At 37.9% G+C, this 25,868-nt stretch carries 24 protein-coding genes; 19 read left to right on the top strand and 5 right to left on the bottom strand.

Features of this window, described 5'->3' with window-relative positions:
* The first annotated feature begins 29 nt into the window (after positions 1-29).
* The 7 genes from leuA to rdgB all read left to right on the top strand — a co-directional run bounded on the left by leuA (position 30) and on the right by rdgB (position 6,219).
* Entirely contained in the window at positions 30-1,727 is a 1,698-nt protein-coding gene (leuA, locus tag WFN33_RS18840) for a 2-isopropylmalate synthase (RefSeq protein ID WP_336954557.1), read from the top strand.
* Between the two features lie 450 nt (positions 1,728-2,177).
* The gene (gene metX, locus WFN33_RS18835; RefSeq protein WP_004726519.1) at positions 2,178-3,338 is read left to right on the top strand and encodes a homoserine O-succinyltransferase MetX; all 1,161 of its coding nucleotides are present in this window, start codon (positions 2,178-2,180) and stop codon (positions 3,336-3,338) included.
* Positions 3,338-3,931, top strand: a complete 594-nt coding sequence (metW, locus tag WFN33_RS18830; RefSeq protein ID WP_004726517.1) for a methionine biosynthesis protein MetW — start codon at positions 3,338-3,340, stop codon at positions 3,929-3,931. Before metX ends, metW begins: the two co-directional genes overlap by 1 nt.
* Positions 3,928-4,524: a tetratricopeptide repeat protein gene (locus WFN33_RS18825; RefSeq protein WP_004726515.1), complete on the top strand. Its 597-nt coding sequence runs from the start codon at positions 3,928-3,930 to the stop codon at positions 4,522-4,524. The genes metW and WFN33_RS18825 overlap by 4 nt, the downstream gene beginning before the upstream one ends.
* Positions 4,525-4,608: 84 nt before the next feature.
* Positions 4,609-4,986, top strand: coding sequence for a nuclear transport factor 2 family protein (locus WFN33_RS18820; RefSeq protein WP_336954555.1), 378 nt, complete (start codon positions 4,609-4,611; stop codon positions 4,984-4,986).
* 27 nt (positions 4,987-5,013) lie between these two features.
* Entirely contained in the window at positions 5,014-5,511 is a 498-nt protein-coding gene (locus WFN33_RS18815) for a hypothetical protein (RefSeq protein ID WP_336954554.1), read from the top strand.
* A gap of 84 nt (positions 5,512-5,595) precedes the next feature.
* Complete coding sequence (gene rdgB, locus WFN33_RS18810) at positions 5,596-6,219, top strand: RdgB/HAM1 family non-canonical purine NTP pyrophosphatase (protein WP_336954553.1); 624 nt, start codon at positions 5,596-5,598, stop codon at positions 6,217-6,219.
* Positions 6,220-6,352: 133 nt separating this feature from the next.
* On the opposite strand, the gene WFN33_RS18805 is transcribed toward rdgB, so the two are convergent.
* Positions 6,353-7,228 (bottom strand): permease, encoded by an 876-nt coding sequence (locus tag WFN33_RS18805; RefSeq protein WP_336954552.1) that lies wholly within the window; start codon positions 7,226-7,228, stop codon positions 6,353-6,355.
* Positions 7,229-7,402: 174 nt separating this feature from the next.
* On the opposite strand from WFN33_RS18805, the gene tatA reads away from it, so the two are divergent.
* The 4 genes from tatA (at position 7,403) to WFN33_RS18785 (ending at position 11,627) form a co-directional block, all read left to right on the top strand.
* A complete protein-coding gene (gene tatA, locus WFN33_RS18800) occupies positions 7,403-7,627 on the top strand; it encodes a Sec-independent protein translocase subunit TatA (RefSeq protein ID WP_004726505.1) in 225 nt (74 codons plus the stop codon).
* Between the two features lie 17 nt (positions 7,628-7,644).
* Positions 7,645-8,100, top strand: coding sequence for a Sec-independent protein translocase protein TatB (gene tatB / locus WFN33_RS18795; RefSeq protein ID WP_336954551.1), 456 nt, complete (start codon positions 7,645-7,647; stop codon positions 8,098-8,100).
* On the top strand, positions 8,097-8,879 hold the full coding sequence (tatC, locus tag WFN33_RS18790; RefSeq protein ID WP_056514073.1) for a twin-arginine translocase subunit TatC: 783 nt from the start codon (positions 8,097-8,099) through the stop codon (positions 8,877-8,879). Before tatB ends, tatC begins: the two co-directional genes overlap by 4 nt.
* A 582-nt stretch (positions 8,880-9,461) precedes the next feature.
* Complete coding sequence (locus tag WFN33_RS18785; RefSeq protein WP_336954550.1) at positions 9,462-11,627, top strand: PhoX family protein; 2,166 nt, start codon at positions 9,462-9,464, stop codon at positions 11,625-11,627.
* Positions 11,628-11,675: 48 nt separating this feature from the next.
* Here the strand turns inward: WFN33_RS18785 and WFN33_RS18780 are convergent, their stop codons facing one another.
* Positions 11,676-12,458 (bottom strand): NRDE family protein, encoded by a 783-nt coding sequence (locus WFN33_RS18780; protein WP_336954549.1) that lies wholly within the window; start codon positions 12,456-12,458, stop codon positions 11,676-11,678.
* A 94-nt stretch (positions 12,459-12,552) separates the two neighbouring features.
* Here WFN33_RS18780 and lgt point away from each other — a divergent pair, with 94 nt between their 5' ends.
* From lgt to WFN33_RS18765, 3 genes are all read left to right on the top strand, one after another.
* Entirely contained in the window at positions 12,553-13,371 is an 819-nt protein-coding gene (gene lgt / locus WFN33_RS18775) for a prolipoprotein diacylglyceryl transferase (protein ID WP_336954547.1), read from the top strand.
* Between the two features lie 86 nt (positions 13,372-13,457).
* Complete coding sequence (locus tag WFN33_RS18770; protein WP_336954546.1) at positions 13,458-13,844, top strand: hypothetical protein; 387 nt, start codon at positions 13,458-13,460, stop codon at positions 13,842-13,844.
* Positions 13,844-14,215, top strand: coding sequence for a hypothetical protein (locus tag WFN33_RS18765; RefSeq protein WP_336954544.1), 372 nt, complete (start codon positions 13,844-13,846; stop codon positions 14,213-14,215). Before WFN33_RS18770 ends, WFN33_RS18765 begins: the two co-directional genes overlap by 1 nt.
* Positions 14,216-14,322: 107 nt before the next feature.
* Here the strand turns inward: WFN33_RS18765 and WFN33_RS18760 are convergent, their stop codons facing one another.
* Positions 14,323-14,850, bottom strand: a complete 528-nt coding sequence (locus WFN33_RS18760; RefSeq protein WP_004726489.1) for a hypothetical protein — start codon at positions 14,848-14,850, stop codon at positions 14,323-14,325.
* 407 nt (positions 14,851-15,257) lie between these two features.
* A complete protein-coding gene (locus WFN33_RS18755) occupies positions 15,258-16,055 on the bottom strand; it encodes a YwqG family protein (RefSeq protein ID WP_336954543.1) in 798 nt (265 codons plus the stop codon).
* 174 nt (positions 16,056-16,229) lie between these two features.
* Between WFN33_RS18755 and thyA the strand changes: the two genes are divergently transcribed.
* The 4 genes from thyA to WFN33_RS18735 all read left to right on the top strand — a co-directional run bounded on the left by thyA (position 16,230) and on the right by WFN33_RS18735 (position 19,276).
* Complete coding sequence (gene thyA / locus WFN33_RS18750) at positions 16,230-17,072, top strand: thymidylate synthase (RefSeq protein ID WP_151801587.1); 843 nt, start codon at positions 16,230-16,232, stop codon at positions 17,070-17,072.
* A gap of 79 nt (positions 17,073-17,151) precedes the next feature.
* Complete coding sequence (locus WFN33_RS18745) at positions 17,152-17,664, top strand: dihydrofolate reductase (protein WP_336954542.1); 513 nt, start codon at positions 17,152-17,154, stop codon at positions 17,662-17,664.
* Between the two features lie 31 nt (positions 17,665-17,695).
* A complete protein-coding gene (locus WFN33_RS18740) occupies positions 17,696-18,757 on the top strand; it encodes an Lnb N-terminal periplasmic domain-containing protein (RefSeq protein ID WP_336954541.1) in 1,062 nt (353 codons plus the stop codon).
* A 78-nt stretch (positions 18,758-18,835) separates the two neighbouring features.
* Positions 18,836-19,276: an META domain-containing protein gene (locus WFN33_RS18735; RefSeq protein WP_234622392.1), complete on the top strand. Its 441-nt coding sequence runs from the start codon at positions 18,836-18,838 to the stop codon at positions 19,274-19,276.
* A gap of 347 nt (positions 19,277-19,623) precedes the next feature.
* Here WFN33_RS18735 and WFN33_RS18730 read toward each other — a convergent pair whose 3' ends face one another.
* Positions 19,624-24,081, bottom strand: coding sequence for a hypothetical protein (locus WFN33_RS18730; RefSeq protein WP_336954540.1), 4,458 nt, complete (start codon positions 24,079-24,081; stop codon positions 19,624-19,626).
* 216 nt (positions 24,082-24,297) lie between these two features.
* Here WFN33_RS18730 and WFN33_RS18725 point away from each other — a divergent pair, with 216 nt between their 5' ends.
* Positions 24,298-25,671 (top strand): dihydrolipoyl dehydrogenase, encoded by a 1,374-nt coding sequence (locus WFN33_RS18725; protein WP_336954539.1) that lies wholly within the window; start codon positions 24,298-24,300, stop codon positions 25,669-25,671.
* Positions 25,672-25,868: the final 197 nt, after the last annotated feature.

Below are 25,868 nucleotides of genomic sequence, written 5' to 3'. Positions count from 1 at the left end.
GCAACAACAACTACACAAGGAGTTCCCTCATGATGTTGGCTGATCCAAGTAAAAAATATCGTCGCATGTACCAACGTGTAGACTTGCCTGACCGTCAATGGCCAAATAACGAAATCAATAAAGCGCCAATTTGGATGAGTACCGACCTTCGTGATGGTAACCAAGCGATTTTCGAACCAATGAACATCGAACAAAAATTCAAAATGTTTGAAATGTTGGTCAAAATTGGCTTTAAACATATTGAAATTGGCTTTCCTTCAGCTTCACAAATTGATTTTGATTTCACCCGTAAGTTGATTGAAGAAGGTCATATTCCAGATGACGTTTATATCGAAGTCTTGGTGCAAGCCCGTGATCATTTAATTGCACGCACCTTTGAAGCCTTACAAGGTGCGAAACGCGCCATTGTGCATATCTATAACTCAAACTCACCCACTTTCCGTAAAAAAGTATTGAATGTTGATGTCAATGGTGCAAAGCAATTGGCAATGAATGCGGCAAGCAAAGTAAAAGAATATGCAACCAAACAGCCTGAAACTGAATTTATTTTCCAGTACAGCCCAGAATGTTTTACAGCAACAGAATTAGAGGTTGCTAAAGATATTTGTGATGCTGTGACTGAAATTTGGGAAGCATCGCCTGACAATAAAGTTATTTTAAATTTACCTGCAACTGTTGAGGTTTCAGGTCCGCATGTCTATGCCGACCAAATCGAATGGATGCATCGTAATTTGAAACGTCGTGATGGTGTGATTATTTCAGTGCATTGTCACAATGACCGTGGTTGTGGTATTGCAGCATCTGAGTTAGCGATCATGGCTGGTGCTGATCGTGTTGAAGGTTGTGTATTTGGGAATGGTGAACGTACTGGCAACGTTGACGTGGCTGCAATTGCATTAAACATGTACACACAAGGTGTGGCATGTGAGTTAGATTTCTCAAACATTAACGAGATTATTGCCACAATAGAAGAATGTACTGGTTTGCCTGTACATCCGCGTCATCCATATGCAGGTGATTTAGTCTTTACTGCATTCTCGGGTTCTCACCAAGATGCAATTAAAAAAGGCTTTGAGTTCCAAAAAGATGAAGAAATTTGGGATATGCCTTACTTACCAATCGACCCTAAAGATTTAGGTCGTGATTATGATGCGGTGATTCGTGTCAACTCACAGTCGGGTAAAGGCGGTATTGCTTACTTGCTAGAATCTAACTATAACGTGGTTTTACCTCGTCGCTTACAGATTGAATTCTCACAAATTGTTCAGCAAGTTGCAGATGAAGAAGGCGTTGAAGTTTCAGCTCAACAAATTTGGACCTTGTTTAAAGATACCTACGTTGCTGCAAAAGATGCACATTATTCAGCAAAAAACTATAGATTGTCAGATGAAAATGGTAGTCAAGTGATTGAACTTGATGTGGTCATCAATGGTGAAACTCAGCACTTACGTGGTGAAGGGAATGGTCCAATTTCTGCGATTTTAAATGCACTTCAATTACCAATTGATGTCTTAAACTACGAAGAACGCAGTATCAGTTCAGGCGCACATGCAAAAGCGTTGGCATTGATCGAACTTCAAGTCCAAGGCACAGGTAAATCTGCATTCGGCGCTGGTGTACATGATAATATCGTCACCTCTTCAATTGAAGCAATCATTGCCGCAACCAATCGTTTGATTGACCAAGGTGTTTTAAGTACTGAACAAGTCATCGCAGCTGCTGTATAAGCCATATCAATTAAAAGACTTTAGAAAGGATGCCCCCTAGTGGTATCCTTTCTTTCATTCATGGATATTAGCAAGTGACTTTCTCGAATAGCTTTATGCCTCTCAAAGATAAAAAATACGTGGAAATTTCATCCATGATTGTTTGAGATCAGACAGCTGTGAATGAGTAGCGAGTAAGTTCTGTAGTGATTCATAAGATCGTTCTGTTGCAAAGCTTTGCATTTCATTTTCCAAAATGGAAAATAAGTTAAAGCCAGTGAAGTGAAGACATTCCATTTCGACTCACTATCGCTCTAGACATCATCACTCATTCTGAAAGTGAACTTTAATGATAAAACACTATTGTGAAAACCATGGAATATCATTAATTTATTAGCTATATAGATGTCTTAGATATCTCTAATATTCGTAATTTATCGACCTTCTAAAACTTTAAGGTGAACATTTCCAGTGTCTTTTCCAGCTGATTCAGTGGGGCTCGTTACTCCACAAAAGTTTGAATTTGAAGAACCGTTAGAGCTTGAGTGTGGTCGAGTATTGCCACGCTATGAAATCATGGTGGAAACCTATGGTGAGCTCAATGCAGATAAATCAAATGGAATTTTGATTTGCCATGCACTTTCAGGACATCATCATGCGGCTGGCTATCACCACGAAGACGATAAAAAAACAGGCTGGTGGGATGCATGTATTGGGCCAGGTAAAGCCATTGATACTTCGAAGTTTTTCGTGGTCGCACTCAACAATATTGGAGGTTGTAGTGGCTCAACGGGACCCACTTCACCTAACCCTGAAAATGAAAATCGCCCTTATGGTCCTGACTTTCCATTAGTGACAGTACGTGATTGGGTTAAAACCCAAGCCCTACTCTCTGACCGCTTAGGGATAGATGTTTGGTATTCAATCATTGGTGGTTCTTTAGGTGGCATGCAGGCTTTACAATGGTCTGTGGACTATCCTGACCGTTTACAAAAATGTGTCATCATTGCCAGTGCACCAAAGCTTTCCGCACAAAATATTGCATTTAACGAAGTAGCACGTCAGTCTATTTTGTCTGATCCAGATTTTCACAATGGCCGTTATTTAGAACTCGATAGTTATCCAAAACGTGGCTTAATTTTGGCACGTATGGTGGGTCATATTACCTATCTTTCTGAAGAAGCCATGAAACAAAAATTTGGTCGTGATTTAAAATCAGGCAAGTTTATGTATGGTTTCGATGTTGAGTTCCAAGTTGAAAGCTATCTGCGTTATCAAGGCGAACAATTCAGTCGAAACTTTGATGCCAATACTTATCTGATCATGACCAAAGCCTTGGATTATTTCGATCCATCACGTGAATATGAACAGTCACTCACTAAAGCCCTATCAAATACCAAATGTCGCTTTTTAGTAGTGTCATTTACAACAGACTGGCGTTTTAGCCCAGAACGCTCGCAAGAGATTGTCAACGCCTTGATTACCAATCAAAAACCTGTGAGTTATTTGGATATCGATGCTGAGCAGGGCCATGACTCATTCCTATTCCCTATCCCCTTGTACGTCAAATCCTTACGTGCATTTTTAGGTGGTATTGAACACCTTAATTCAACACCTAAGGAGGCTTTGTAATGCGTATTGACCAACAGCTTGCAGAAAAATGGATCAATGCTGGTGCGAGTGTGCTCGATTTAGGTTGTGGTGATGGCGAATTATTGTCACAAATGAGCAAAAAACAGCAAATTCACGCTTATGGGCTAGAAATCGATCAAGAAAAGATTGCAATTGCCGTCAGCAAAGGGTTAAATATTATACAACAAGACTTAAACCTCGGTTTGGGACGCTTTGCCGACCAGTCTTTTGACTATGTGGTTATGGCACAAGCTTTGCAAGCTGTAGATGCACCTGATGTGCTTCTGCGCGATATGGTGCGTGTGGGGAAACAAGCAATTATTACGTTTCCTAACTTTGCGTATTGGAAAACACGGTCTTTCCTTGCACTGAAAGGCAAGATGCCTGTTTCTGATGCCTTACCGTATATGTGGTACAATACACCTAATATCCACTTATGCACCTTTCGTGATTTTGAAGCATTATGTGCTGAAAATCAGATTCAAATTATTGATCGACTCGCTGTAAATGGGAACCAACAAGGTAGCTTTTTAAGTAAAGCCATACCGAATTTGTTCGGCGAAGTCGCTATTTATCGAGTGAGCGCTCTATGAAGAAATTATTATTAGGCAGTACGTTATTTTTTGGGCTAGTGAGTATTCAAGCCCATGCGGACTATGTACCGCAGCAACAACAATCTGTATCAGCAATGGCAGCACAATATGCACATATGAATGTGACAGATTTGCAAAAAGCAGCCAAAGCTGGTCAACCTGCTGCACAATTTTATTTAGCAACACATTTCCAGGCTGGTACTGGCGGTGTATCTAAAGACCTTAAACAAGCATTTACATGGTTTAAAGCTGCGGCTGACCAAGGTATTTCTGCGGCTCAGTTGAATGTTGGTCGTATGTATGCTGATGGTTTAGGCGTTTCTAAAAGCGAAACATCTGCGCGTCAATACTTTGAAAAAGCAGCAAGCCACGGCGATAACCGTGCAAGCTTTAATCTTGCGGTGATGGAAGAGCAAAAGAAAAACTACATGGGCGCTTATCAGTGGTATGAGCTTTCTACACGTGATGGTATGTTAGACAATAAAGTGATTAACATGTCGCAAACCAAAAAAACTGCTTTGGCTGCTAACTTAACTCAAGACCAAATTCGTACTGCAACACAACGTGCAGATCAATGGATTCAAGCTCAATAATTTGATTTTCATCGATCATAAAAGCACCTTCGGGTGCTTTTTTTACTGCTATCCATTTAAGTATTTCAACTGGGATTGTTGACAATGCAAGACCTATTCAAACAATTAATTCAATATGAATGCGGGTTGCATCATCGTGATCGTCAAAACTTTCAAATACTTGATCAACGGTTACATCCAGATTTTAAAGAAATTACCAAATCAGGGTGGGTTGTGCATAAAGCCCAAATGATTGAAGCACTTTTAAACGATACAGATACCAACATCATTCAAGCACAGGATTTTCAAGTTCAGTCGTTATCTGATCATAGCGTTTTACTGACCTATCAAAGCCATCAAATCAATGTGGCAACTCAAGCTCAATACAATGTGGCTTTACGCAGTTCAATTTGGGTTATGAATGATCACGGTATATGGCAAATGATTTTCCACCAAGGCACCACTTGTGCATTTGAGAAGTAAATCGAGTTCTTCTATGTATGGAAAAATATGCAAAAGAAAAAATATTATGCTTCACGCAAACAAATAATTCCTTTGGCGATTTTTGCTGGAATTTTGGCCTGCCCCTTTTGGGCTGCGACCGTGCTTTTAATCTTGGAAATATTTGAATGGAAGAATGGCTTAAAAAGTCTCTTTTCGCTATTTCTTGTTACGCCATTGGGTCTCATTGCTTATTTTTTCAGTAATAAAGCTATTCAGATATTTAGCAATCAACGTCCTATTTTAACCCTCTCCCAAGACATGATTAGAAGCATTGATTTTAAAGGTAGAGTGATCATTAAAAAACACATTAAAATACCAGAGATCTATGAAGTTGAGCTCAAAAAAACCTTACTTGATCGACAATACTATTTACTTTTTATCATGAAAGATAACAGCAAACAGAAACTCAATGTTGGACTAGGTTTTATGAAAAATGAGGATGTTCTCGATTTAAAACAACAGTTAGATAAACGCATTAGCGCAAAAGCAAAACATATCCAGTAAAGCGTAAAGGACGAGAGAATTTAGCCGCATTTTATGACACAGATTAAGTTAAAATAACTCAATTTTAAATTTTGAGTCTGCATCATGTCATCAAAAGATTGGTTATCACAAGGAACACTGGTACTCGCAAGCAATAACAAAGGCAAAATTGCTGAATTTGAAAAATTGTTTGCTGAATTGGCTTTACCCGTTGAAGTGATTCCTCAAGGTCAACTGAATATCGAAGACGCGATTGAAGATGGCTTAAGCTTTATTGAAAATGCAATTATCAAAGCACGTCATGCGAGCCGTATTTCAGGTAAACCTGCGATTGCTGATGATTCTGGGATTTGCGTTCCCGTATTAGGTGGAGCACCTGGAATTTACTCTGCACGTTATGCAGGTGAACATGGCGATGATGCAGCCAATAATACAAAATTGCTGGAAAACCTTAAGCCTTTACGCCAAGACGATCAAGCGATTGAAGCAATGTTCGTGTGTGTATTGGCATTGGTTGAACATGCAGATGACCCTTTACCACAAATTTTCCAAGGGATCTGGCAAGGTGAAGTACTAGAGCAAGCTCGAGGTGAAAATGGCTTCGGTTATGACCCACTGTTCTGGTTACCCGAGCTAAATATTTCAAGCGCAGAAATGAGTAAAGCAGAAAAGAACAAAATTAGCCATCGTGGTCAGGCGATGCAATTGTTTAAAGCAAGCTTGAAATAAGCAGTTAAAACCAGCCGTTTAAAATCATACGATTTTGTTAGATTCCTCCTCGCCTTTGAGCAAAGGAGGAATATGATGGATATCGCTAAAACTTATCTAAAACGAAGCAAAATAAACCAATCAACCGATAAAACTATAAAAAATGAATCAACACACTATATAGGATGCATACCACACAACTGACTATCGTTCCCGAAGCAATATATTTTGCTGAAACCCCAGTGCCTTGATAGTGGGTTTCCAATGCGACAATATTGGCAGCTGGCGGTAAACAAAACAGTAAAAACATCACCCCAATATATTGATGGATCTGTGGAACTGGTAAAAAGAAATAAGCCAGACTGCACAATACAACACCACAAACTAACTTTAATATTGCAAGCTTAGTACTGGACAGTAAATCCTCGATATGGACTTTAGTTTTTCTTAACCACATCCCCAATACACACATCCCGGTAAAACTCATACTCCATTTAGCCAGAGTATAAATCCAATTAATCCAATCATTTGCCTGAAACTGTTGCACATCAAAACAACGTAAAAGCCCGGCAATGATCAAGGCAATCACAGGTGGCGATTGCAGTACTTTTTTGATAAGCAATTGTTTGGATTGCGGGGCTGAACTTACCGAAGTCACCGCCCAAGAGTTTCCAAAAATTGAAACCCCGATATAGAGCGGTATCATCAGCATACTATTGTCTGGGCCAAATATAGCCAAAGCAATCGGAAAGCCGAGCCATGCCATATTGGTATAGCTAAAACACAATGAAGCTAAACGATCTTTAGACAGCGTGAGATAAATAAAGAAAAGCGTAAAGCATGAGAAAAAAGCAAATAAGATTAAAGCAATACTACCCGATTTATAAAATACCATATTGTAAATAATCACAATCGGGATAAATAAGCGAGCCAGTAGCAAAGACATGAATGATTTTAAGTTTACTGAAAATTTGCTATTTGCCAGTATCAGCCCACAGATAAATGATAAAACTGGAAATAACAAAGCCACAATACAACACCTTATTCTCAAATCATGAACATACTAGCATTTTCCAAATACAGATGATGTTTAACATATCAAAATAATTTATAAATATTGTCTGTCTTTAAATTGAAATATTAGTGTCACTTTTTTGTCATGGATAACTGTTGTTATAGCTGTTATTAAATAGGAGTTAAAACTATGGCTGGATTATCGATTTGGCATGTACTTATTTTTGCAATTGTTGTGATTCTACTATTTGGTACATCAAAGCTGAAAAACTTAGGTAAAGATGTTGGTGGTGCCGTCAAAGATTTTAAGAAATCAATTAAAGAAGAAGAGGCAACAACTGCTTCACTGACTGAAACGCGTACCCTAGAACATCAAACAAGCAATACTGATGTGAACTCTACAGTAAAACACTAATCGGTGAGGCGTAGATCATGTTAGATGTTGGATTTTCAGAACTGTTAGTGTTTGGGATCATTGCTCTGTTGGTATTGGGACCAGATAAACTTCCTGAAGCTGCGCGTTTTGCTGCCAAATGGTATAGCAAATTTAAACGTGCAATTAGTAGTGTCCAAAATGACATCGACCGTGAATTACGTCTTTCTGAATTTAGAGAACAAATGCAACAAGAGATGCAAAAAATTCAAGAACTTGAACAAAAAATGCAGGCTCAGATGCAGGAGTTACAGCAACAAAAAATTGCTGTAGAACAAGAAAGTCATCTCGCAATAACAGACAATAATAAAATTCACACGACTTATCATAAACTTGATATTACGGTTCCCGCTATTTATATGTCAAAGACTTGGTTAGATAAACAAAACTGTACTGTAACTCGACCACAAATTGTTCTTGTTAAAGAAGTACCGCAATTGAAGGTGGCTGTATGAGCGACTCATTAGCACCACAAGTACATGATGCCTCATCTACCGAGACGCCGCCTTTAGATGCGATGCCGATTACTCAACACCTGATGGTGTTACGTAAGCATTTATTTAAAATTGTTGGCGCGCTCATCGCTATATTTTTTTGTTTATTGCCATTTGCCAATAAGACCTATATTGCGTTATCAGAACCACTCAGAAAACAATTACCTGCAACCTCAACCATGATTGCAACTGATGTTACAGCAACCTTCATGGCGCCGTTTAAGTTAAACTTCTTTATTGCACTGATGTTGGCGATGCCCTTTATCATCTATCAACTTTGGGCGTTTATTAAACCTGCATTATACGAAAAAGAAAAAAATCTAGCATTTCCATTGTTGTTTGGCAGTATTGTGCTGTTTTATTCAGGGATCGCTTTTGCTTACTTTATTGCATTGCCATCCATCCTGCATTTCTTTATCAGTGTTTCACCAGAAACCGTCGCGCCAATGACCGATATCAATAGTTATTTAAGCTTCTGTCTAAAATTATTTTTGGTCTTTGGTGTGACCTTTGAAATCCCAATCATTACTTTAGTGTTAATTTTAGTTGGCTTCGTCACCACTAAAACATTGGCTGAAAAGCGCCGCTTTATCGTGGTGGGATGTTTCTTCGTATCTATGTTTATTACCCCACCAGATGCAATTTCGATGATCATGCTCGCAATTCCAATGTGGATGCTATTTGAGCTGGGTTTATTGCTGGGTAAAGTGATTGAAAAACGTAAAACTGTAGATGCTTAACTATCAAAATAAAAAACTTTTTAATATTTAAATGACTTCTTTTGAGGTCATTTTTATTTTAAGATTGTTAAATTCTTTTTTAGAAACAATTATTAAAACAAGTCTATTGCTTAATCTTCTGCCCTTTTATTCAAATACATTAGATCTATTTCACAAGTCGAAAAATGATCATGTTGAGTGAATTATATTGCGATCGAAAGTTCCTTCTCCCCTCGTGAGACGGATAGGATGAGAGCGATTTTATGCTGATCTATGCTTTTGATAGCGTTTATAAAAGAAGCCTATTATTAAGAGCTCTTTGTTAAAAATCTCTATTTTTTAAAACAATTGAAAGTTAATCCAGTTTATTCAATTCACTAAGCAGATATCATGCTTAATCAGTCATAACCTACATTCTTATAGAAATTGAACAACGGAGTAATGGTCTAAATATAAATATGACAATCCTATTACTTTCTTAAAATAAGATTAAATTTAACCAATATTAAATATAAGAGTAAGAGATCTTACACATTTGTTCTGTATGTTTTTAAGCTGAATCAAAATCACATTTAATCAAGACTTAAAGCCAAAGGGAATCGTATGACAGACCTCACGCCATATCATGAAAATCAAGAGTTAGATAACAATACTTCGAATAACACACATTTCCGTGACATTTTAGAACAACGGATTTCTCGTCGTAGTTTAATTACAAAAACAGCAAGTGGTGCAGCTGCTCTCGCTTTAGCATCGAGCCTAGTCGGCTGTAATGACGACGATGACAATAACTCAACCCCAACAACGATCGTCAAAAAACCAGAAAAATTCACCTTTAACCCTGTTGCAAAAAACCTTAATGACATAGTCACTGTTCCTGCTGGTTATGAAGCAAATGTGCTTTATGCTTTAGGTGATCCATTAATGCAAACGATCCCTGACTGGGATGATAACAATGTTCCTTCAGGGGTCAGCTTTACAGCGCGTTCAGGCGATTGTCATGATGGTATGAGCTATTTTGGCTTAAATTCCAATAGCTCTAAATATGATGCTAAAGCGTCAAACCGTGGCTTACTGGTCATGAATCATGAATACATTAATCAAACCTTCTTACATCCTAAAGGTGCAACAAAAGTAAATGGTCGTCGCCCAGAAGATGAAGTGATTCGTGAAGTCAATGCGCATGGTGTTTCCGTCATTGAATTAAAGAAAGATGCAACTACACAAAAAGTAGAGATTGTTAAAAGCTCTCCATTTAATCGCCGTATTACAGCGTCAACGGTCATGGACTTTGCAGGCACAGTTGCAGGTTCAGACTTGGTGAAAACCAAATACTCAAGCTCAGCAAAGCAAACACGCGGCACACATAATAACTGTGGTAATGGTTATACCCCTTGGGGAACTTACCTCACCACAGAAGAAAACTTTATTGGATACTTTGTGCGTAATAAAGGTGATGATGCAAAACGTAGTGCGGCTGAGATCATCGCACTGAATCGCTATGGTTTAAAAGATGGTGCCAGCTCACGTTATGGCTGGGAAACCGCGATTGGGGCAATCGAAAGCCAAGATTTATATGACCGCTGGAACTCTTCAATTACTGCTGACTCCGCAGACAAAGATTATCGAAACGGCGCAAATACCTTTGGTTGGATTGTTGAAATCGATCCGTTCGATAGTCGTTCAAACCCCGTTAAACGAACATCTTTAGGTCGCTTTGCGCATGAAGACTGTCGCTCAAGCCGTTTAATCGAAGGAGAAAATCTAGCCTTCTATATGGGCGATGACTCACGTGGCGAATATATCTACAAATTTGTATCTGATGCGAAGTGGGATGCAAAAGATGTAAATGGTGGCTATCGCGCTGGCGATAAATATATGAACAGTGGCAAGCTATATGTTGCGCAGTTCAATAATGATGGTACAGGTAAATGGATTGAATTGGCGTATGGTAAAAACGGTTTAAATGATAGCAATACCGTCTATCCTTTCAAGTCTCAAGCCGATGTCACTACTTTTGCACGTTTAGCCGGTGATTCAGTCAAAGCCACTAAAATGGATCGTCCAGAATGGGTTGCGGTGAACCCAGAGAATGGTGAAGTCTATGTCACACTAACCAATAACTCGAACCGTGGTACAGCACATGCATTAGATGCCGCAAATCCACGAAACTATAGCGACCCAGAAGGTGGTAAAGGCAATGTAAATGGTCACATTATCCGTTTCCATGAAAAAGATAATAAAACTACAGCTGAAAGCTTTACTTGGGACATCTACCTCTTTGGTGCTGAAGCAAAAATGGCCAGTAACATCAACTTGTCTGGGTTAAATGATAATAATGATTTATCTTCACCAGATGGTATGTGGTTCGACCCACGTGGTGTACTTTGGATTCAAACGGATGATGGTGCTTATACAGATACCACCAACTGTATGATGCTTGCTGCACTCCCTGGTAAAGTCGGTGATGGTGCAAAAGCAATAACATCTGCTGGGCAAGAAACGATTGTGGGTAAACAAGTCACTGATGAAAACCTGCGTCGCTTCCTAACAGGTCCAAAACAATGTGAAATCACGGGTGTCACCATGACACCCGACTACAAAGCCATTTTTATCAATGTTCAACATCCAGGTGAAGACTCACCTAGCTTTGATAAACCATCAAGTAACTGGCCTGCATCACAAAAAGATCCAAGCAACAAGACTGCTCGCCCACGCTCGGCAACGGTCGTCATTACTCGTAAAGATGGCGGTGTAATTGCGGGTTAATTAAATTTATTTTTTTAAAGCCATAGTGATAAAAGTTGCTATGGCTTTTTATTTTTCGATAGCACGCTGAATCTCGACTAACTCCCCCATATGTTCACCTTGTTGCGTTTTTTCAACCCAATCAATCTGAGTACTGCTTATTCTTAAAAAGTTGGAACAGCGTGTGCCATAAATTGGGCTTTGAATAAATGTTGAAGACAATAAAGCTTCCATCTCAGGATTAATTCCAGTATTGGGCAGTAAATCAGGAATAATTTTTCGTTCATCTTCTAAAATATCCCAAACAGCGAATTGTAGATCTTGCTCAGAGATAGAAGGGACTTGCAACATGGGTAAAAATTCTTGGGTAAAGCGTTTACGTAAATGCTTGGTTTTTTCCCAATCATCTGACATCAAGCCATTTGAAACGACAAATACACCTTGGGATAACACTTGTGGCGCTTCACCGCGATTACTCATATAAACAGCTTGCTGTCGATCACCCACAAATAAGTTAAAACCCGCATAATCTCTTTGCTGCTTTTCCAATGCTTGTGCAAAACGAATTGGTGTTTGATCTGACGCTAAAAAGGCTTGAATCAAATAGCCACGCGTAGTGGGATAAGTTTGTTTATCAGCACCATCACGATAATTGGTAATCACTGCCCAACGTCCCTGTGGTGTAACCCCCATCCATGTTCCGCCTGATTGCAAATCTTGCCCTGCAATAATCGGACTGTTCGCCCATGATTGTAATTGAGTGCTTGGACGATGGTAGAATTCGTCACGATTTGAAATTAAACAAACAGGTAAATCATCCAAAACTTGCCAAGCCAATGCCACAATACACATAAAATACATTCCATGAAGTTTACACATTGAATGTACAACATTTTTAATATGTTTCAGCTAAAATCTGTGCAAAATAGAAAATCAAGGATTAGGAATGCTCACCTACCCGAATATTGACCCAATTGCAATATCACTGGGTCCACTCAACGTCCATTGGTATGGGCTGATGTATCTCTTGGCATTTTTATGTGCTTGGGGACTTGCTACTTATCGCGCTAAACAACGTGCTGACTGGAACTCTGAAATGGTTTCAGATCTGGTATTCTTTGGTGCACTTGGAGTTGTACTCGGTGGTCGTGTAGGCTATGTTTTATTTTACGAGTTTAGCAAATTTTTAGCAGATCCTATCTGGCTATTTAAAGTTTGGACTGGTGGTATGAGTTTCCACGGAGGCTTCCTTGGTGTAATGATCGCCATGCTTTTGTGGTGCCATAAATACAAGAAAACTTGGTTTGAAACACTAGATTTCATTGCACCCTGTGTACCGACGGGCTTGATGTTTGGTCGAATTGGTAACTTCATAGGTGGTGAATTATATGGTCGTCAAGTTTCTGACCCTAACTTTGCGCTAGGTATGATCTTCCCGACAGATCCACTACATTTGGTTCGTCATCCATCTCAGCTCTATCAAGCGCTGTGTGAAGGACTGCTGCTGTTCCTTATTCTATGGTTCTATAGTGCTAAACCACGCCCACGTTATGCCGTATCTGCAATCTTTCTAATGGGTTATGGCTGTGCTCGATTCTTTATGGAATTCTTCCGTGAACCTGATGCGGATCAAGGTTATATTTTGTTTGGTTGGATGACCAAAGGTCAAATCCTCTCATTCCCAATGATTCTGATTGGATTATGGTTAATTTGGTATGCTTACCAAAAGAAAATTTTTGACTGGGGTCCACAAAAAAATAATTAAGCCTTATGAGCTAAGTTGAAAAAGGTGAAGCTAAGCTTCACCTTTTTTATGCTAAATTATCATTATCCAATTTAAACGAAATCACTATGCTTGAATTTTGGTTTGATCCTAAAGTCTCGGTTGCAAAGAAGCTCATTTTTCTTATTTTATTGGTACTGGTCACTATTGGACTCTATTGGTACCAGCCTTTAACCCTTGATAATATTTTACTTTTTGCAGGTACAGGTATTATTTTTCTGATTTGTCGTTACTGTAAAGTTCATTTTGCAGCCCAAAACCCCACAGGATTTCTTTATCGTTTATTGACCTGGATTCCACTGGCTTTAGTTTTGGCATTGGTTTTTAAAAATATGAACAATGGTGAAATTTTGATCCCAGGCGCTCAAGGTATTGGTTTTATGGCTCTAGCAGTTTGTATTTTTTCACCACTATCCCTACTCAATCAAAATTCGTCTGAACAAGTCTCTAAATAATGTTAGATTTTTGGTATTCAGCGCGCTGTAGTCGTGAAATTAAAGTCGTCATTTCAATCTTAACCTGCGCAATAATTTATTATTGCACCACGATTGAGAAGTTAAGTCCAACGTTTACCGTGATGTGTTTAGCGATTGGAATCTCTACACATTTATTAAGAATGCTCGGGCTAAGAATCTCTAAAAATAATGTCTATACTCAAGGTTTCAAAATTTTATTTTCCATCTACCCTTTTCTTGCACTTATGCTTTTAATGGCTTTTTTACCTGCACAACATAAAATATTGACATCAATTCAAGCCCTTGGCTTTGCTGCTTTAGGTCTATTTATCATGTCAATTTATCAAAATCGCGCAAAACGTTTTGACTAAAGATGTTGTAAAAAAAAGCATTGCAATAAAAAAGGAAGCCTTTCATTCCAAAAGCTTCCTTTTTTATCTTTTAATCCGTAATAGATTAAATGATTTTGACTGTGAAACTAAGCAGCTAAACGATAATACTCATAGGTTACATTTGGGTCTTTATACACATCGTAACTACGCTGTCTAAAGTCAGAAACCCATTGAGAACCTGTAAATCCAGCAATATGGCCATAACGATGGCGACTGGTACTGTTGATGATATAAATATCACCTTCTTGAGGATTATCAAAGTCAGGACGGATTTGCTTATAACCAATCTCAGTTAAAGTCGAACCCCAATCTGAAGCCGCAACTGGATGATCAGAAAAACGTGCACCAGCTGATTCAAGCGCTATACGCACATATCTTGCACAACGATGTGCAGTAGTACTACGTGACATACTGACAAGTTTTTCAGTAAATTTACTAATATCGATTAAGCTTTCTTTCTTAAATGCTTCAGTTTGATTTTTAAAAGTTTCAAATGCTTTATTTTTTAAGTATTCATCTGGTCGAAAATTATTATTTTGATTTTCCGATCGAATCTGAATATGAACCGTGGGATTCACGTATTCATTCATATTAACATTGTGGTCGTAAATCATGCATTGTCCTCAAACTGCCCTTTTGAATTGATTCAAACTACCTTGTTTAAATCAATAACAACTTTTCACAAGCCATGAATAGTAATCAGCAATTCTTAAAATGTAGAATTAAAACATGTAAAAAAATATGTAAGTGTTAATAAATCTCATTTGTAACGCCTCAAGCTACTGAAACTGCTGACATTACACAATTCATCACTTGGGTTTGTTTGTTTAAAAATTAATCAATAGAGGTTTACTCGGCCGTATCATTAAAATATTTTCTTAATCTAATCAACACATTAAACTGTCAATTCAGTCACACTTTTGTTTTATGAATTCAGCAAAATCGTATGCCAAAGAAAGATTTTTTCAATAAAAAGCTGATGTTATCAACATCAGCTTTTTAGAAATTATGCCGTCGGTGCTTAATAACAATCCCAGTTATACACCACTTTAGAGAAATCTCTTTTTTCAAGATCATCCGGATGAATAAAGAAGTTCCCTACACCTGAGTCGCCCCACATGATCTCAATACCTTCAGCTTCACCTGTATCGATCTGCAACAGTAAAATATAATCTTGAATAGATTCATTGTATTCACGCGGATCAGATTGAGTAAAAAATGGATATCCACCTAAACGATGACCGCTTGCGGAAAAAACTTCACTGTACTCATCACAAAACTCTTCTTCATTATCTTTTTCATAAGGGTCTGTGACTTTTTGAGCAAAATCAAAATTATTCATATCAATATAGCTTTCAGCCTTCTCAAACTGAATCGCAGACTGTCCTGCGATAGGACTATAAATATCGTCCTCAACAAAACTTGGAAAATCGCTTTGTAAAAGTGCAAGATCTTGCTCAATCTTGTCATAAAAAACCACCCGAAAGCCATCTTGCTTTTTTTGATCATCAAAATTGAGACCATATAAATCATCATGCGGATTGATAAAAAACTGTAAAATTCCAGACTTTGGATAATGTTGATTTTCTGGCACTTCTGCAAAATTGATCTGCGCCAATAATTGTAGGTCATCACCCTCCGCGCTCTGCGGATATTGCGTCTCTACAGGTAAATAGGGATTTCCACCCACTTTGCTTTGCCAAATCTGTAAATCTTCAGTCGGCACTAATGATATTTCTATACTGTCTTTTTTTGTCGCAATAATTTGCGTTTTATATGGCTGTAAACATGCTGGGAGCTCATTCAAATTTATACTCATTTTCAAATACTCTTAGTTTTAGCTGTTAGATGGATGCAAAACAGAAAATAATCTAGCTTAAAAAGAAACTCAGATTAGTATAAACTCTGAAGCTATTCAGAAACATTACGAATGGGTAATCATGCGACATAATCTGTCATTTATGTCGTATGGACGCCCCAAATTGGACACTATATGAAAGCGTATTTAGACCTTCTACAACATATCCTAGACGATGGCGGTGACAAAGGTGATCGTACTGGTACAGGTACTCGTTCTGTATTTGGTCATCAAATGCGTTTTGACTTGTCAAAAGGGTTTCCGCTACTAACCACTAAAAAGGTTCATTTCCGCTCAATTGTGATTGAATTGCTGTGGTTCCTAAAAGGCGACACCAACGTTCAATATCTTAAAGACAATAAAGTTTCGATTTGGGATGAATGGTCTACCGCTGAGCAGACTGCCCGTTTTGGACGCCCTGAAGGGGAGTTGGGCCCAGTCTATGGTCATCAATGGCGTAACTTTGGCGCTACGCAAAAAGATAATGGTTTGTTTGAAAATGATGGTTTTGACCAAATCAGTTGGTTGGTCAATGAAATCAAGACCAATCCAAACTCACGTCGTTTGATTGTGTCTGGCTGGAATCCAAATGAAGCAGGTAAAGTTGCCTTACCGCCATGCCACACTTTATTCCAATTTTTTGTTCAGGATGGAAAGTTGTCTTGCCAACTTTATCAACGTAGTGCAGATGTTTTCTTAGGGGTGCCATTTAATATTGCCAGCTATGCTCTACTGACTCATATGGTTGCTCAAGTTTGTGGTTTAGGCGTAGGTGATTTTGTCTGGACTGGCGGTGATACACATTTATATGTTAACCATTTTGAACAAGCAAAACTTCAGTTAACACGTGAGCCCTTACCACTGTGCCAACTCAAGTTAAATCCTGAAATTAAGGATATTTTTGACTTTAAATTTGAAGATATTGAAATTACAGGTTATGAGTCACATCCTGCAATTAAAGCACCTGTAGCTGTTTAAATATTTTAATTCAGTCTTTCCTTATTCCCTCCTTGCAATAGGAGGGAAAATTTTCCAATGGATAATAAGCGAATTCATTATGACATTTAAAAACTTTGAAATTGTGCATGTCGTTGCAATGGATCAACAACGCTGCATTGGTAAAGCGAACGATCTTCCATGGCATATTTCAGCAGACCTTAAGCACTTCAAAGAAATCACCCAAGGTGGTGTTGTGGTGATGGGACGTAAAACGCTTGAATCGATGGGACGTGCATTACCTAAACGTGTCAATTGGGTGATTACCCGTGATCAGGATTGGAGTTTTGCTGGGGTTAAAACGGCCCATAGTATAGATGCTGCTTTGGAGCAAGCGATTCCTGATGTATTGGTCTCAGAAAAACCTGCCAGTATCTTTATCATTGGTGGTGGTGAAATTTTTAAACAAACCATGCACATTGCTGATCGTTTAGAGCTCACCCACATTGAACTCGATGTACAAGGTGATGCGTATTATCCAGAAATTCCAGCGGAATTTAAAAAAGTTGCGAGCGAGTCACATGTTGATGACAAAACAGCTATTGCTTTTGAGTTTGCAACATACCGAAAATAGCACTGAACTTTATGAATAAAAATAGTGGCTTATGGATAGCTTAAAAGCAAGATCAATACTGCATACACTTGGAATGGGGATAATCCATTCCTTGTTTAGCTTATTTGTCGTATTGAGCAGCCTGTGGTTTTGTTTCGCAATTTGGATTCAACACCCCTTAGGAAAGATTTTCAGTTATATCATCATCCCTATTTGGATTATTTTTGCACTGAGTATTCTTGGAATCTATTTTACTAAAAATATATTTAGCCGAAAAACTGACAGTTTGATCTATATCATCGCCTTTATTGTCAGCTTAGTCTGGTACTTTAATATTCCTGCGCAACAAGATCGTCAATGGAGTCCTGAAGTTTCCAGAATTTTTACTTACGAGCAGCAAGGTCATCTTGTCACGATTCATAATGTCCGTAACTTTAATTGGCACTCCCCTGATCAATATGACGAACGCTGGGAAACCAGAAGCTACAACTTAGATGAGATTACAGGCGTCAATATCATCACCTCTTATTGGATGGGACCACAAATTGCCCATACCTTGGTTAGCTTTGATTTTTTAAATCAGCGCCCACTCGTTTTTTCCATTGAAATTCGAAAAGAAAAAAATGAAAACTTTTCTGCAATTGGTGGTTTTTTTAGACAGTTTGAGCTAAGTCTAATCGCTGCAGATGAAAAAGATATTGTTTATACACGGAGTAATATTCGAGGTGAGCAGGTTTATTTTTTCCCGATTCAACTACCAAAAGCAGAAACCAAAGCATTGTTTGAAGAGTATCTTTTGAAATCTTCCGCTTTGGCAGAACATCCAAAGTGGTACAACACCCTAACCAGTAACTGTACAACTTTGGTTTTTGATATGGTTCAGGCAATTTCCCCTGAAAAATTACCAACAGATTATCGTTTATTGGCTTCAGGTTATTTACCCAATTATCTTTATGATTTGGGTGCATTAAATCATCAATGGTCAATCAAAGAATGGTATAAAAAAGCACATATCAATCCAAGAACGGCTGAATATGCTCAGTTTAAATATCAAAATAGCGATAACTTTTCTAAAGTGATTCGTTTTGGTTTACCTGATGAACATGCTCAATAATGTATAGCTTTAGTCAGCTCGTCTTTATGGTTTAACTCAATTTTGTTTATATAATCATTAAAAATTAGGAGAATACGCATGTTTAAATCCATACTCGCAACCACATTCATCACAGCAACGCTCTTATTTTCTGGATGTGCATCTACACCAAGTGCTGATCAACAAAGCCAAAATTTAAGTTTGTTGCAAAACAAAAATTGGACACTCACGCATATTGGTGCAACAGAATATAAAGCAACACCAAATGCTCACAACGTACCAAGTATTCAATTTGGTTCAGATTTACGGGTAAGTGGTGCAGATGGTTGTAATCGTATTATGGGTGCATACGCCATCAAAGGACAGCACTTAACCTTAGGGCAACTCGGCTCTACTCGGATGTATTGTCAGGACACTATGAAACTCGCGGCTGACTATACTGAAGCACTCAATAAGGTGAAAGGTTATCAAGTCTATGACAAAACGTTAAAGTTAGTTGATCAATATGGGAATCGTGTTTTGCAATTTACAACGCCATAACATCGTCTAAGCAGTTATTTATATACACAGTTTAAAAGCTTAAAACGTTAGGCTTTTAAACACCTCAGATTATAGAATCCAATATCAACAATGAAATTGAATAAAAATTTTAACTCAATCAATGAAAGACAATAATTTTACTACACACGCTGTCTTATCATTGGGATTAGAATAACAACAACTTAAAATTTGGATATTTCTATGAAGTTCATTGGCCTTATCTTGATCTCATGCCTAATTTTATCTGCATGTAGTTCAATGAATGTAAAACCTACGGTTGGGGTAAGTATGGGAACATCTATTAAATAAAAAAACAGCGCCGAAGCGCTGTTTTTTATCAATAAAAATTATGGGCATGTAGTCGTATTGATACCATAAGGACTGTTTAAATTTGGTCCGAATGTCCCATCAGTACTGTAATCAGATGCAACTGAAGCCAGCCCTAAATTATATGTCGTTCTAAATGGTAATGTCGCAACTTGTGATGATGCGCCAATTTGTACATTAAGCCATTGAGCATAAATCTTCGGATAACGAATCACAAAATCAAATTTCCCTTCAGCATCCGTTGTATACGTTGCCGTAGCCCCTTGTCCTAAGAATGTTGGTACTTTAACGGGAATGCTGTTTACTTCATTATTGGTAATTGCACTATATGGCGCGGTTACAGCACAACTATGTGCTGAATTGATTGTTGTTAATGCAGGAAAGTCATCAGTCGTATCTGCTGGCGTTCCATTATTGTTCATTGGAATACCATTACTTAAATAAATATTTGGATTGTTCAAGTTATAATAACCACTACCAGGTCCAACCCATTTTAATACTGGATCAGAGCCAGGCACAGGTGCTAACGCCCAAATGTAACGACCTTTAACATAATTAGTTGGATTAATATCCATTTCCACTTTTTGATTCGCTAACGGCTTACCATCAAAATCGACAACACTTACTGATAAATTTTTCGTGTAGTACACACCGTCATTTGAAGATCCCGTTTCTGTAGGATTAACACCGATAACAATTGATGCAACTGGATTCTGCACAACTGACTGCACAACATCAATACGTGAAATTTGAGTTGCGTCTAAATACCCAGCTTCACTGAATGTCGCTGTTAAATTTAAATCATCAGCATCAAATGCTGCTGCAGTATATGTCGCATTACGTGCACTTTCATCAACCTTAACTTTAAATACTGCTTGTCCATTTTGGTCGGTTGTTAAACCAGATGCACCAACAATAAGTACCCCATTTCGAACAAAATCTTTGATATTCAAGTTGACATATTTATTCGCAACACCACCACCATTTTGATCGACTAAAGTCACCGTAACATTTGCTAGATCATTACGCACATTTAGTGTTGCTTTATTCGACTCGATTCGTAAATTATAACGCGCAGGTTGAGGTGCTGTTGGTGAAGGTTTAAATGCCGTTAAACGATAAATCTGTGTTGTTAAGGCACCATTTGTATTGGTATTACTTGCTGTGAGTTCAATACCACTTGCCAATAACAAGTCTCCATCAGCAGTATTACCATCCACTTCCACAGAGAAGAAAGCATTACCATTTGAGTCAGTTTTTACAGTCTGTGGTTTACTTGTATTTGTTGGGTGTCCATCTCCTGGTGTTCCAATAATCAATGTCGCAGAATTATTCGCCGCTAAGGTTACATCTTCATCTCTAACAGGAAGACCATTGTTATCAAGCAATTGCACTTTAACAATTGTTTTATCACCAGCAACACTTAAACTTGCCTTAGAAGAATCTATAGTTAAATGATTTGGATTCACTGCCTCAAAAACACTAAATTCTAAGGTAGATACAACATCAACACCCTTCGGATTTTTAATCGTACCTTTGATTTGAATTGCTTTAGAACCTAAATCAATTAATGCTTGTTTAGCAGCACTTGGAATATCTTTTGGAATCGTAATCGTAATCTGTGTTTGACCATTTGCTGCTGTGACTAGCGAATCATTACTTAAACGAATTCCTGCATCATAAGCTTCTTTATTTAAAGCTAAATTTACAGGATAGCCTGTATTAGCACCTAATTCATCTTTAACTGCAACTTGAACTTGATAACTTTTGCCAAACTCTAATTCTTTTTTATCAGCAGTTAAACGCAAGTTTACAGAATCTTGAGGGATAGCAACCTGAATCGAACCCGTCTGCTGAATACGATCACCATTATTACGATTTGTACCCACGACAGCAAACGTGATGCCATTCTTGATTAAGCTCGCATCATAAGCACCTTCAGCAACTCTAATGGTAAATTCAGCTTCACCCTTACTATTTGTTGTTAAATTGGAGTCTGACAATGAAACTCGAGAACCCGCTAAACTTGATAATGCAATCGCGACAGATGTATTTGGAATAATTGTTCCATTCTCATCTTTAGCAATTACTTTAACACGGACTTCTCCACCCAATACAGAAACGGTTTGAACATCATAGCTCAGACTTAACGCAGCCAAATCTGGAATGATAACCACAGGTTGAGAGATCTCAACTTTACGTGTAACGGTATAAGCAGAGCCATCGGTACGTACTCCTTTTACAGCCACGGTAAGGCCATTTGCAACTAAGTTTGCCAACTCACTTATATTATTGGCTTTCACCTTAATCTTAAACGTTGCTTGACCTTGGTCATTCGTTGTAAGTGTTGCCGCCGTAGCGAGGCTCGCTCCATTACTTGTCGCCGCATCATTTAGCCCGATAGACACTTTTTGATTCGGCAGCGCCTTACCATCTGTACCCAACGCATTAACGGTTACATCGAAGGTTTGTTCGTTATTTGCGGTTAAAATGAGGCTACCCAACATATCAATATTCAAGTGATCTAAATCAATTTCACCTTGAGCTGTTGGTGCTTTGAAATTGAGATTGACTGTACTTGCCGCGCCAACTCCATTGGTTGGTTTAGCAATGAGGCCTAAACCATTCTCAACTAATGCTTTTTGGGTTGGACTTCCACTTGCTTTATACTGATAGGTAAAGGTTGCATAACCTGTTGCATCCGTAAGTGCATCCGCAGAACTGGATAGACTTAATCCTAGGCTTTGCAACTCTGAAACTGAATATGCCTTTGAAAATCCTAAATTAACAGTCTCTCCTTTTAATGCACTACCTTTTACACCTGTAGCTTTCACTTTGACTACAATGGTTTGATCCTTAGTGTAATCATAGGCCACATTAATCGGGTCTATTGCAAGATAACTTAATGCTTCCTCTGACTTCGCTTCATCTTCTACTGTAATCTTAATGCTGTTTGTTACATTATTATCGGTGGTAAATGTTGCAGTAATACCTGCCGCAACTAAAGCTTCAACAGCTGCCGGCGTTTTAGCATTGGTTTTTAAGGTGTAAGTGACATAACCTGTTTTAAATTCCTGTTCTGCACTTCCATCAAAAGTAACACCATTAGAATTCGCTTCAGCATTTAGGCTCAGTTTGACCTTACCTTGAGTCGCGGCTTCACCTTTATTATTAATTCCTTTAACAGTAATGGTAATCGAATCATTTTTTGCATTAATCTGATACGAAGATGCAATTTCAAGACGTTGAAGTGCCTGCTGGTTTGATGCTCCAGTATCAGCAGTTGTCACTTTAACTGTTGCTGTTGCAAAAATATCTGCGGAGTCACTATAAGTCGCTTTTAAGTTAATTCCTTGTTGAGATAAGGCAATCGGATACGATGATGCAGATTTAAGGGTAAATACTGCATAGCCTTTCGCATCAGTTGTCACTTCTGCCTGATCAATCGTGACACCATATACAGCACTACTATCTGTAAAAGATAATTTTACTTTTTTATTGGTTAAAAGATTACCATCACTATTTTTTGCAACAACAGTAACTTGCGTCGTTCCACCTTGTGCAACGATAGGGCTATCTTGAGTAACTATTTCTAATTTTTGAACAATTTGAGAAACATCTTTAAAAGTAACTGATGCTTTTGCTTGGCTCTCAGCTTTAAACTCATCCACTAATTTAAAATCTAAACTTGACGAGGTTAATACAAGTTGAGCAATGTCAGCTGCCGTTAAATCACTATTCGCAGTAATATTAAAGGTTGCTTTGCCTAGCTCATCTGTTTTTAAGGTAGAACCATTTGTAATCGAAAATTTACCTTGCATTTCAGCAGGTAAAGCTAAAGATACAGATTGATTCGCTTTTACACCACCATTTTTATCTGTGACTTGGGCAGTAATAGAAGCTGAACCTTTTGGTAAATTAAGCACAACTCCCTGTTGGATTTTAAGATTATATTCACTTTGAATCGTGCTTGTTTTTTTAATATTAAGGGTATAAACCTGTTTAATTGTTGTTCCATCTACAGTTGCAGTCAGCTGTACTTTTCCAGAATTCGCATTCAGTGTAGGAATATTTAATTCAAATACCGCAACACCATCATCACCAGTCGTTACTTGAGAACTCTTACTTGTTACACCTAATTTTTCACTATCTGTAATCGATAAATTTACCAGTTTAGCAGCAACACCACCTTTATCACTGTTCAAGGCTTGAACTGAAATTAATACTTTAGAATTGTCATAAGCAACATCAATTGGTTTAGCTTCAGCATCTTGTAGCGAAAGCCCCAAACTTTCTACAACTTTTTTAGTATCCGTGGTTGAACCATTACCACCATTTTCTGTACCTGTTCCACCATTATTCTTATCATCCCCATAATATCCACCACCTCCACCGCCGCCACACGCCACTAAAGCTAACGAGGACGCCAGAACTGTTGCTTTAACCCCTAATTCTTTAAATTTTGTTAAGTAAATCATAATTTCATCCATTGTATTTAGTATAAGTTTTGCCCTAAAAATACTTTTATGGCTTTTACACGAAATGTACTCAAATCTACAAAACTTTTCAATCTAATACTTGTGATATATTGAAAAAATATAATTTGACGACACTCTTTATATGAATATTTTTTATAAATTGCTATTAAATCTTTAATTAATATTTCTTGTAATATAATTAAATGAGGAGAAGATATGTACGACATCATCATCATCGGCGCAGGTACAGCAGGTATTAGTGCATATAAAGAAGCAATCAAATATACATCTAACATACTGATTATCAATAAAGGTCCATGGGATACAACCTGTGTCCGTGTTGGCTGTATGCCAAGTAAAGTTCTCATTTCAACTGCAAATCGAATGTATGACATTCAAAATGCTAAAGAAGTCGCTTTAGAGGTAAAAGCAGAGATCGATACACGTCAAGTTATGCAACATGTCAGAAATTTACGTGACCGCTTTGCTCGTGCGACGCTTAAAGATGTAGAAAGTTGGGAAACTGCACATAAAATTGATGGCGAAGCTAAATTTGTAAATGCAAATACGGTTGAGGTCGATGGAAAACATTATCAATCTAAATCATTTATTCTTGCTGTAGGCTCAACACCGACTTATAACCAGGATTGGAAAAATAAAATAGGCAATAAACTGATCACATCGGATGAAGTATTTGAACTTGAGACTTTGCCTAAATCTATTGCCGTAATCGGTAGTGGTGTGATTGCAATTGAAATGGCTCAAGCAATGCATCGCTTAGGCGTAAATACGACTATTTTTGCAAGAAGCAAAAAAGTAGGGGTATTGAGTAGCCCTAATTTACAAGAAATTGCACAAACGGAATTATCCAAAGAACTTAATATAAAATTTGAAGTTTTACCTGATTCAATTCAAGATCTTGAAAATGGTGTTGAAATATCATTTATCGAAAATAATGAGTCTAAATCCATACAGGTTGACTATATTTTAAATGCGACTGGTCGTGCTACAAACTTATCAACCTTATCCCTCGAAAATATTGATCAGGCATTCTCAGATTTAAAACAATTACCGGTTCATTACAACACTAAACAATTGGCTGATTTTCCAATATTTATTATTGGTGATGCTTTCACTCAAACACCTTTACAACATGAGGCTGCGAATGAAGGAAGAAATGTCATTTCAAGTTGTTTAAATTTCCCCAATGTATACAACTTAAATAACCTATCACCTTTAGGTATCGTGTTCTGTAGTCCTGAAATGGGAATTGCTGGTCAAAGCTTTGCCTCACTATCAAAATCAAACATAGATTTTATTACAGGTTTTGCTTCTTATGAAAAGCAAGGTCGTGCATTGGTTTTAGGTAAAAATAAAGGTGCTGCTGAAGTTTATGTAGATCAGCAAAGCAGAAAACTCTTAGGTGCTGAACTTTTTGTTGAATCTGCTGAACATATGACTCACTTACTCTCTTGGATCATTTCCGAAGAACTAACAATTGATGAAGTATTAGCAAAACCTTTTTATCATCCAACTTTGGAAGAAGGCTTAAGAACAGCATTAAAACATGCCCGAAGACAACTTAAATAACGCTTTTACCTGAAGCTCTATTTTGAAGAATAGAGCTTTTATATTTTCTTCCAAACATTTCTATTTCATTATGCCACTAAACAGCGCACATAAAAAAACACCCCGTTCTCGTTAGAGACCGGGGTGTTTTAGATTTAAAAGCTGGCGATGACTTACTCTCACATGGGTAACCCCACACTACCATCAGCGCTAAGAGG

Source organism: Acinetobacter sp. AS167, assembly GCF_037152175.1.
Taxonomy (GTDB): domain Bacteria; phylum Pseudomonadota; class Gammaproteobacteria; order Pseudomonadales; family Moraxellaceae; genus Acinetobacter.
Note: the sequence above shows the minus strand (reverse complement) of the source record. Positions and strands in the feature narration are given on the sequence as shown.

Excerpts from the sequence above, each read along its gene's own strand:
- WFN33_RS18825 (WP_004726515.1), top strand. The coding sequence starts at position 3,928 with ATGAAGAAATTATTATTAGGCAGTACGTTATTTTTTGGGCTAGTGAGT.
- WFN33_RS18815 (WP_336954554.1), top strand. The coding sequence starts at position 5,014 with ATGCAAAAGAAAAAATATTATGCTTCACGCAAACAAATAATTCCTTTG.
- WFN33_RS18745 (WP_336954542.1), top strand. The coding sequence starts at position 17,152 with ATGACATTTAAAAACTTTGAAATTGTGCATGTCGTTGCAATGGATCAA.
- WFN33_RS18820 (WP_336954555.1), top strand. The coding sequence starts at position 4,609 with ATGCAAGACCTATTCAAACAATTAATTCAATATGAATGCGGGTTGCAT.
- WFN33_RS18765 (WP_336954544.1), top strand. The coding sequence starts at position 13,844 with ATGTTAGATTTTTGGTATTCAGCGCGCTGTAGTCGTGAAATTAAAGTC.
- tatB (WP_336954551.1), top strand. The coding sequence starts at position 7,645 with ATGTTAGATGTTGGATTTTCAGAACTGTTAGTGTTTGGGATCATTGCT.
- tatC (WP_056514073.1), top strand. The coding sequence starts at position 8,097 with ATGAGCGACTCATTAGCACCACAAGTACATGATGCCTCATCTACCGAG.
- tatA (WP_004726505.1), top strand. The coding sequence starts at position 7,403 with ATGGCTGGATTATCGATTTGGCATGTACTTATTTTTGCAATTGTTGTG.
- metW (WP_004726517.1), top strand. The coding sequence starts at position 3,338 with ATGCGTATTGACCAACAGCTTGCAGAAAAATGGATCAATGCTGGTGCG.
- WFN33_RS18780 (WP_336954549.1), bottom strand. The coding sequence starts at position 12,458 with ATGTGTATTGTGGCATTGGCTTGGCAAGTTTTGGATGATTTACCTGTT.
- WFN33_RS18725 (WP_336954539.1), top strand. The coding sequence starts at position 24,298 with ATGTACGACATCATCATCATCGGCGCAGGTACAGCAGGTATTAGTGCA.
- WFN33_RS18735 (WP_234622392.1), top strand. The coding sequence starts at position 18,836 with ATGTTTAAATCCATACTCGCAACCACATTCATCACAGCAACGCTCTTA.
- leuA (WP_336954557.1), top strand. The coding sequence starts at position 30 with ATGATGTTGGCTGATCCAAGTAAAAAATATCGTCGCATGTACCAACGT.
- thyA (WP_151801587.1), top strand. The coding sequence starts at position 16,230 with ATGAAAGCGTATTTAGACCTTCTACAACATATCCTAGACGATGGCGGT.
- WFN33_RS18730 (WP_336954540.1), bottom strand. The coding sequence starts at position 24,081 with ATGATTTACTTAACAAAATTTAAAGAATTAGGGGTTAAAGCAACAGTT.
- WFN33_RS18740 (WP_336954541.1), top strand. The coding sequence starts at position 17,696 with ATGGATAGCTTAAAAGCAAGATCAATACTGCATACACTTGGAATGGGG.
- WFN33_RS18755 (WP_336954543.1), bottom strand. The coding sequence starts at position 16,055 with ATGAGTATAAATTTGAATGAGCTCCCAGCATGTTTACAGCCATATAAA.
- lgt (WP_336954547.1), top strand. The coding sequence starts at position 12,553 with ATGCTCACCTACCCGAATATTGACCCAATTGCAATATCACTGGGTCCA.
- WFN33_RS18785 (WP_336954550.1), top strand. The coding sequence starts at position 9,462 with ATGACAGACCTCACGCCATATCATGAAAATCAAGAGTTAGATAACAAT.
- WFN33_RS18770 (WP_336954546.1), top strand. The coding sequence starts at position 13,458 with ATGCTTGAATTTTGGTTTGATCCTAAAGTCTCGGTTGCAAAGAAGCTC.
- rdgB (WP_336954553.1), top strand. The coding sequence starts at position 5,596 with ATGTCATCAAAAGATTGGTTATCACAAGGAACACTGGTACTCGCAAGC.
- WFN33_RS18760 (WP_004726489.1), bottom strand. The coding sequence starts at position 14,850 with ATGATTTACGACCACAATGTTAATATGAATGAATACGTGAATCCCACG.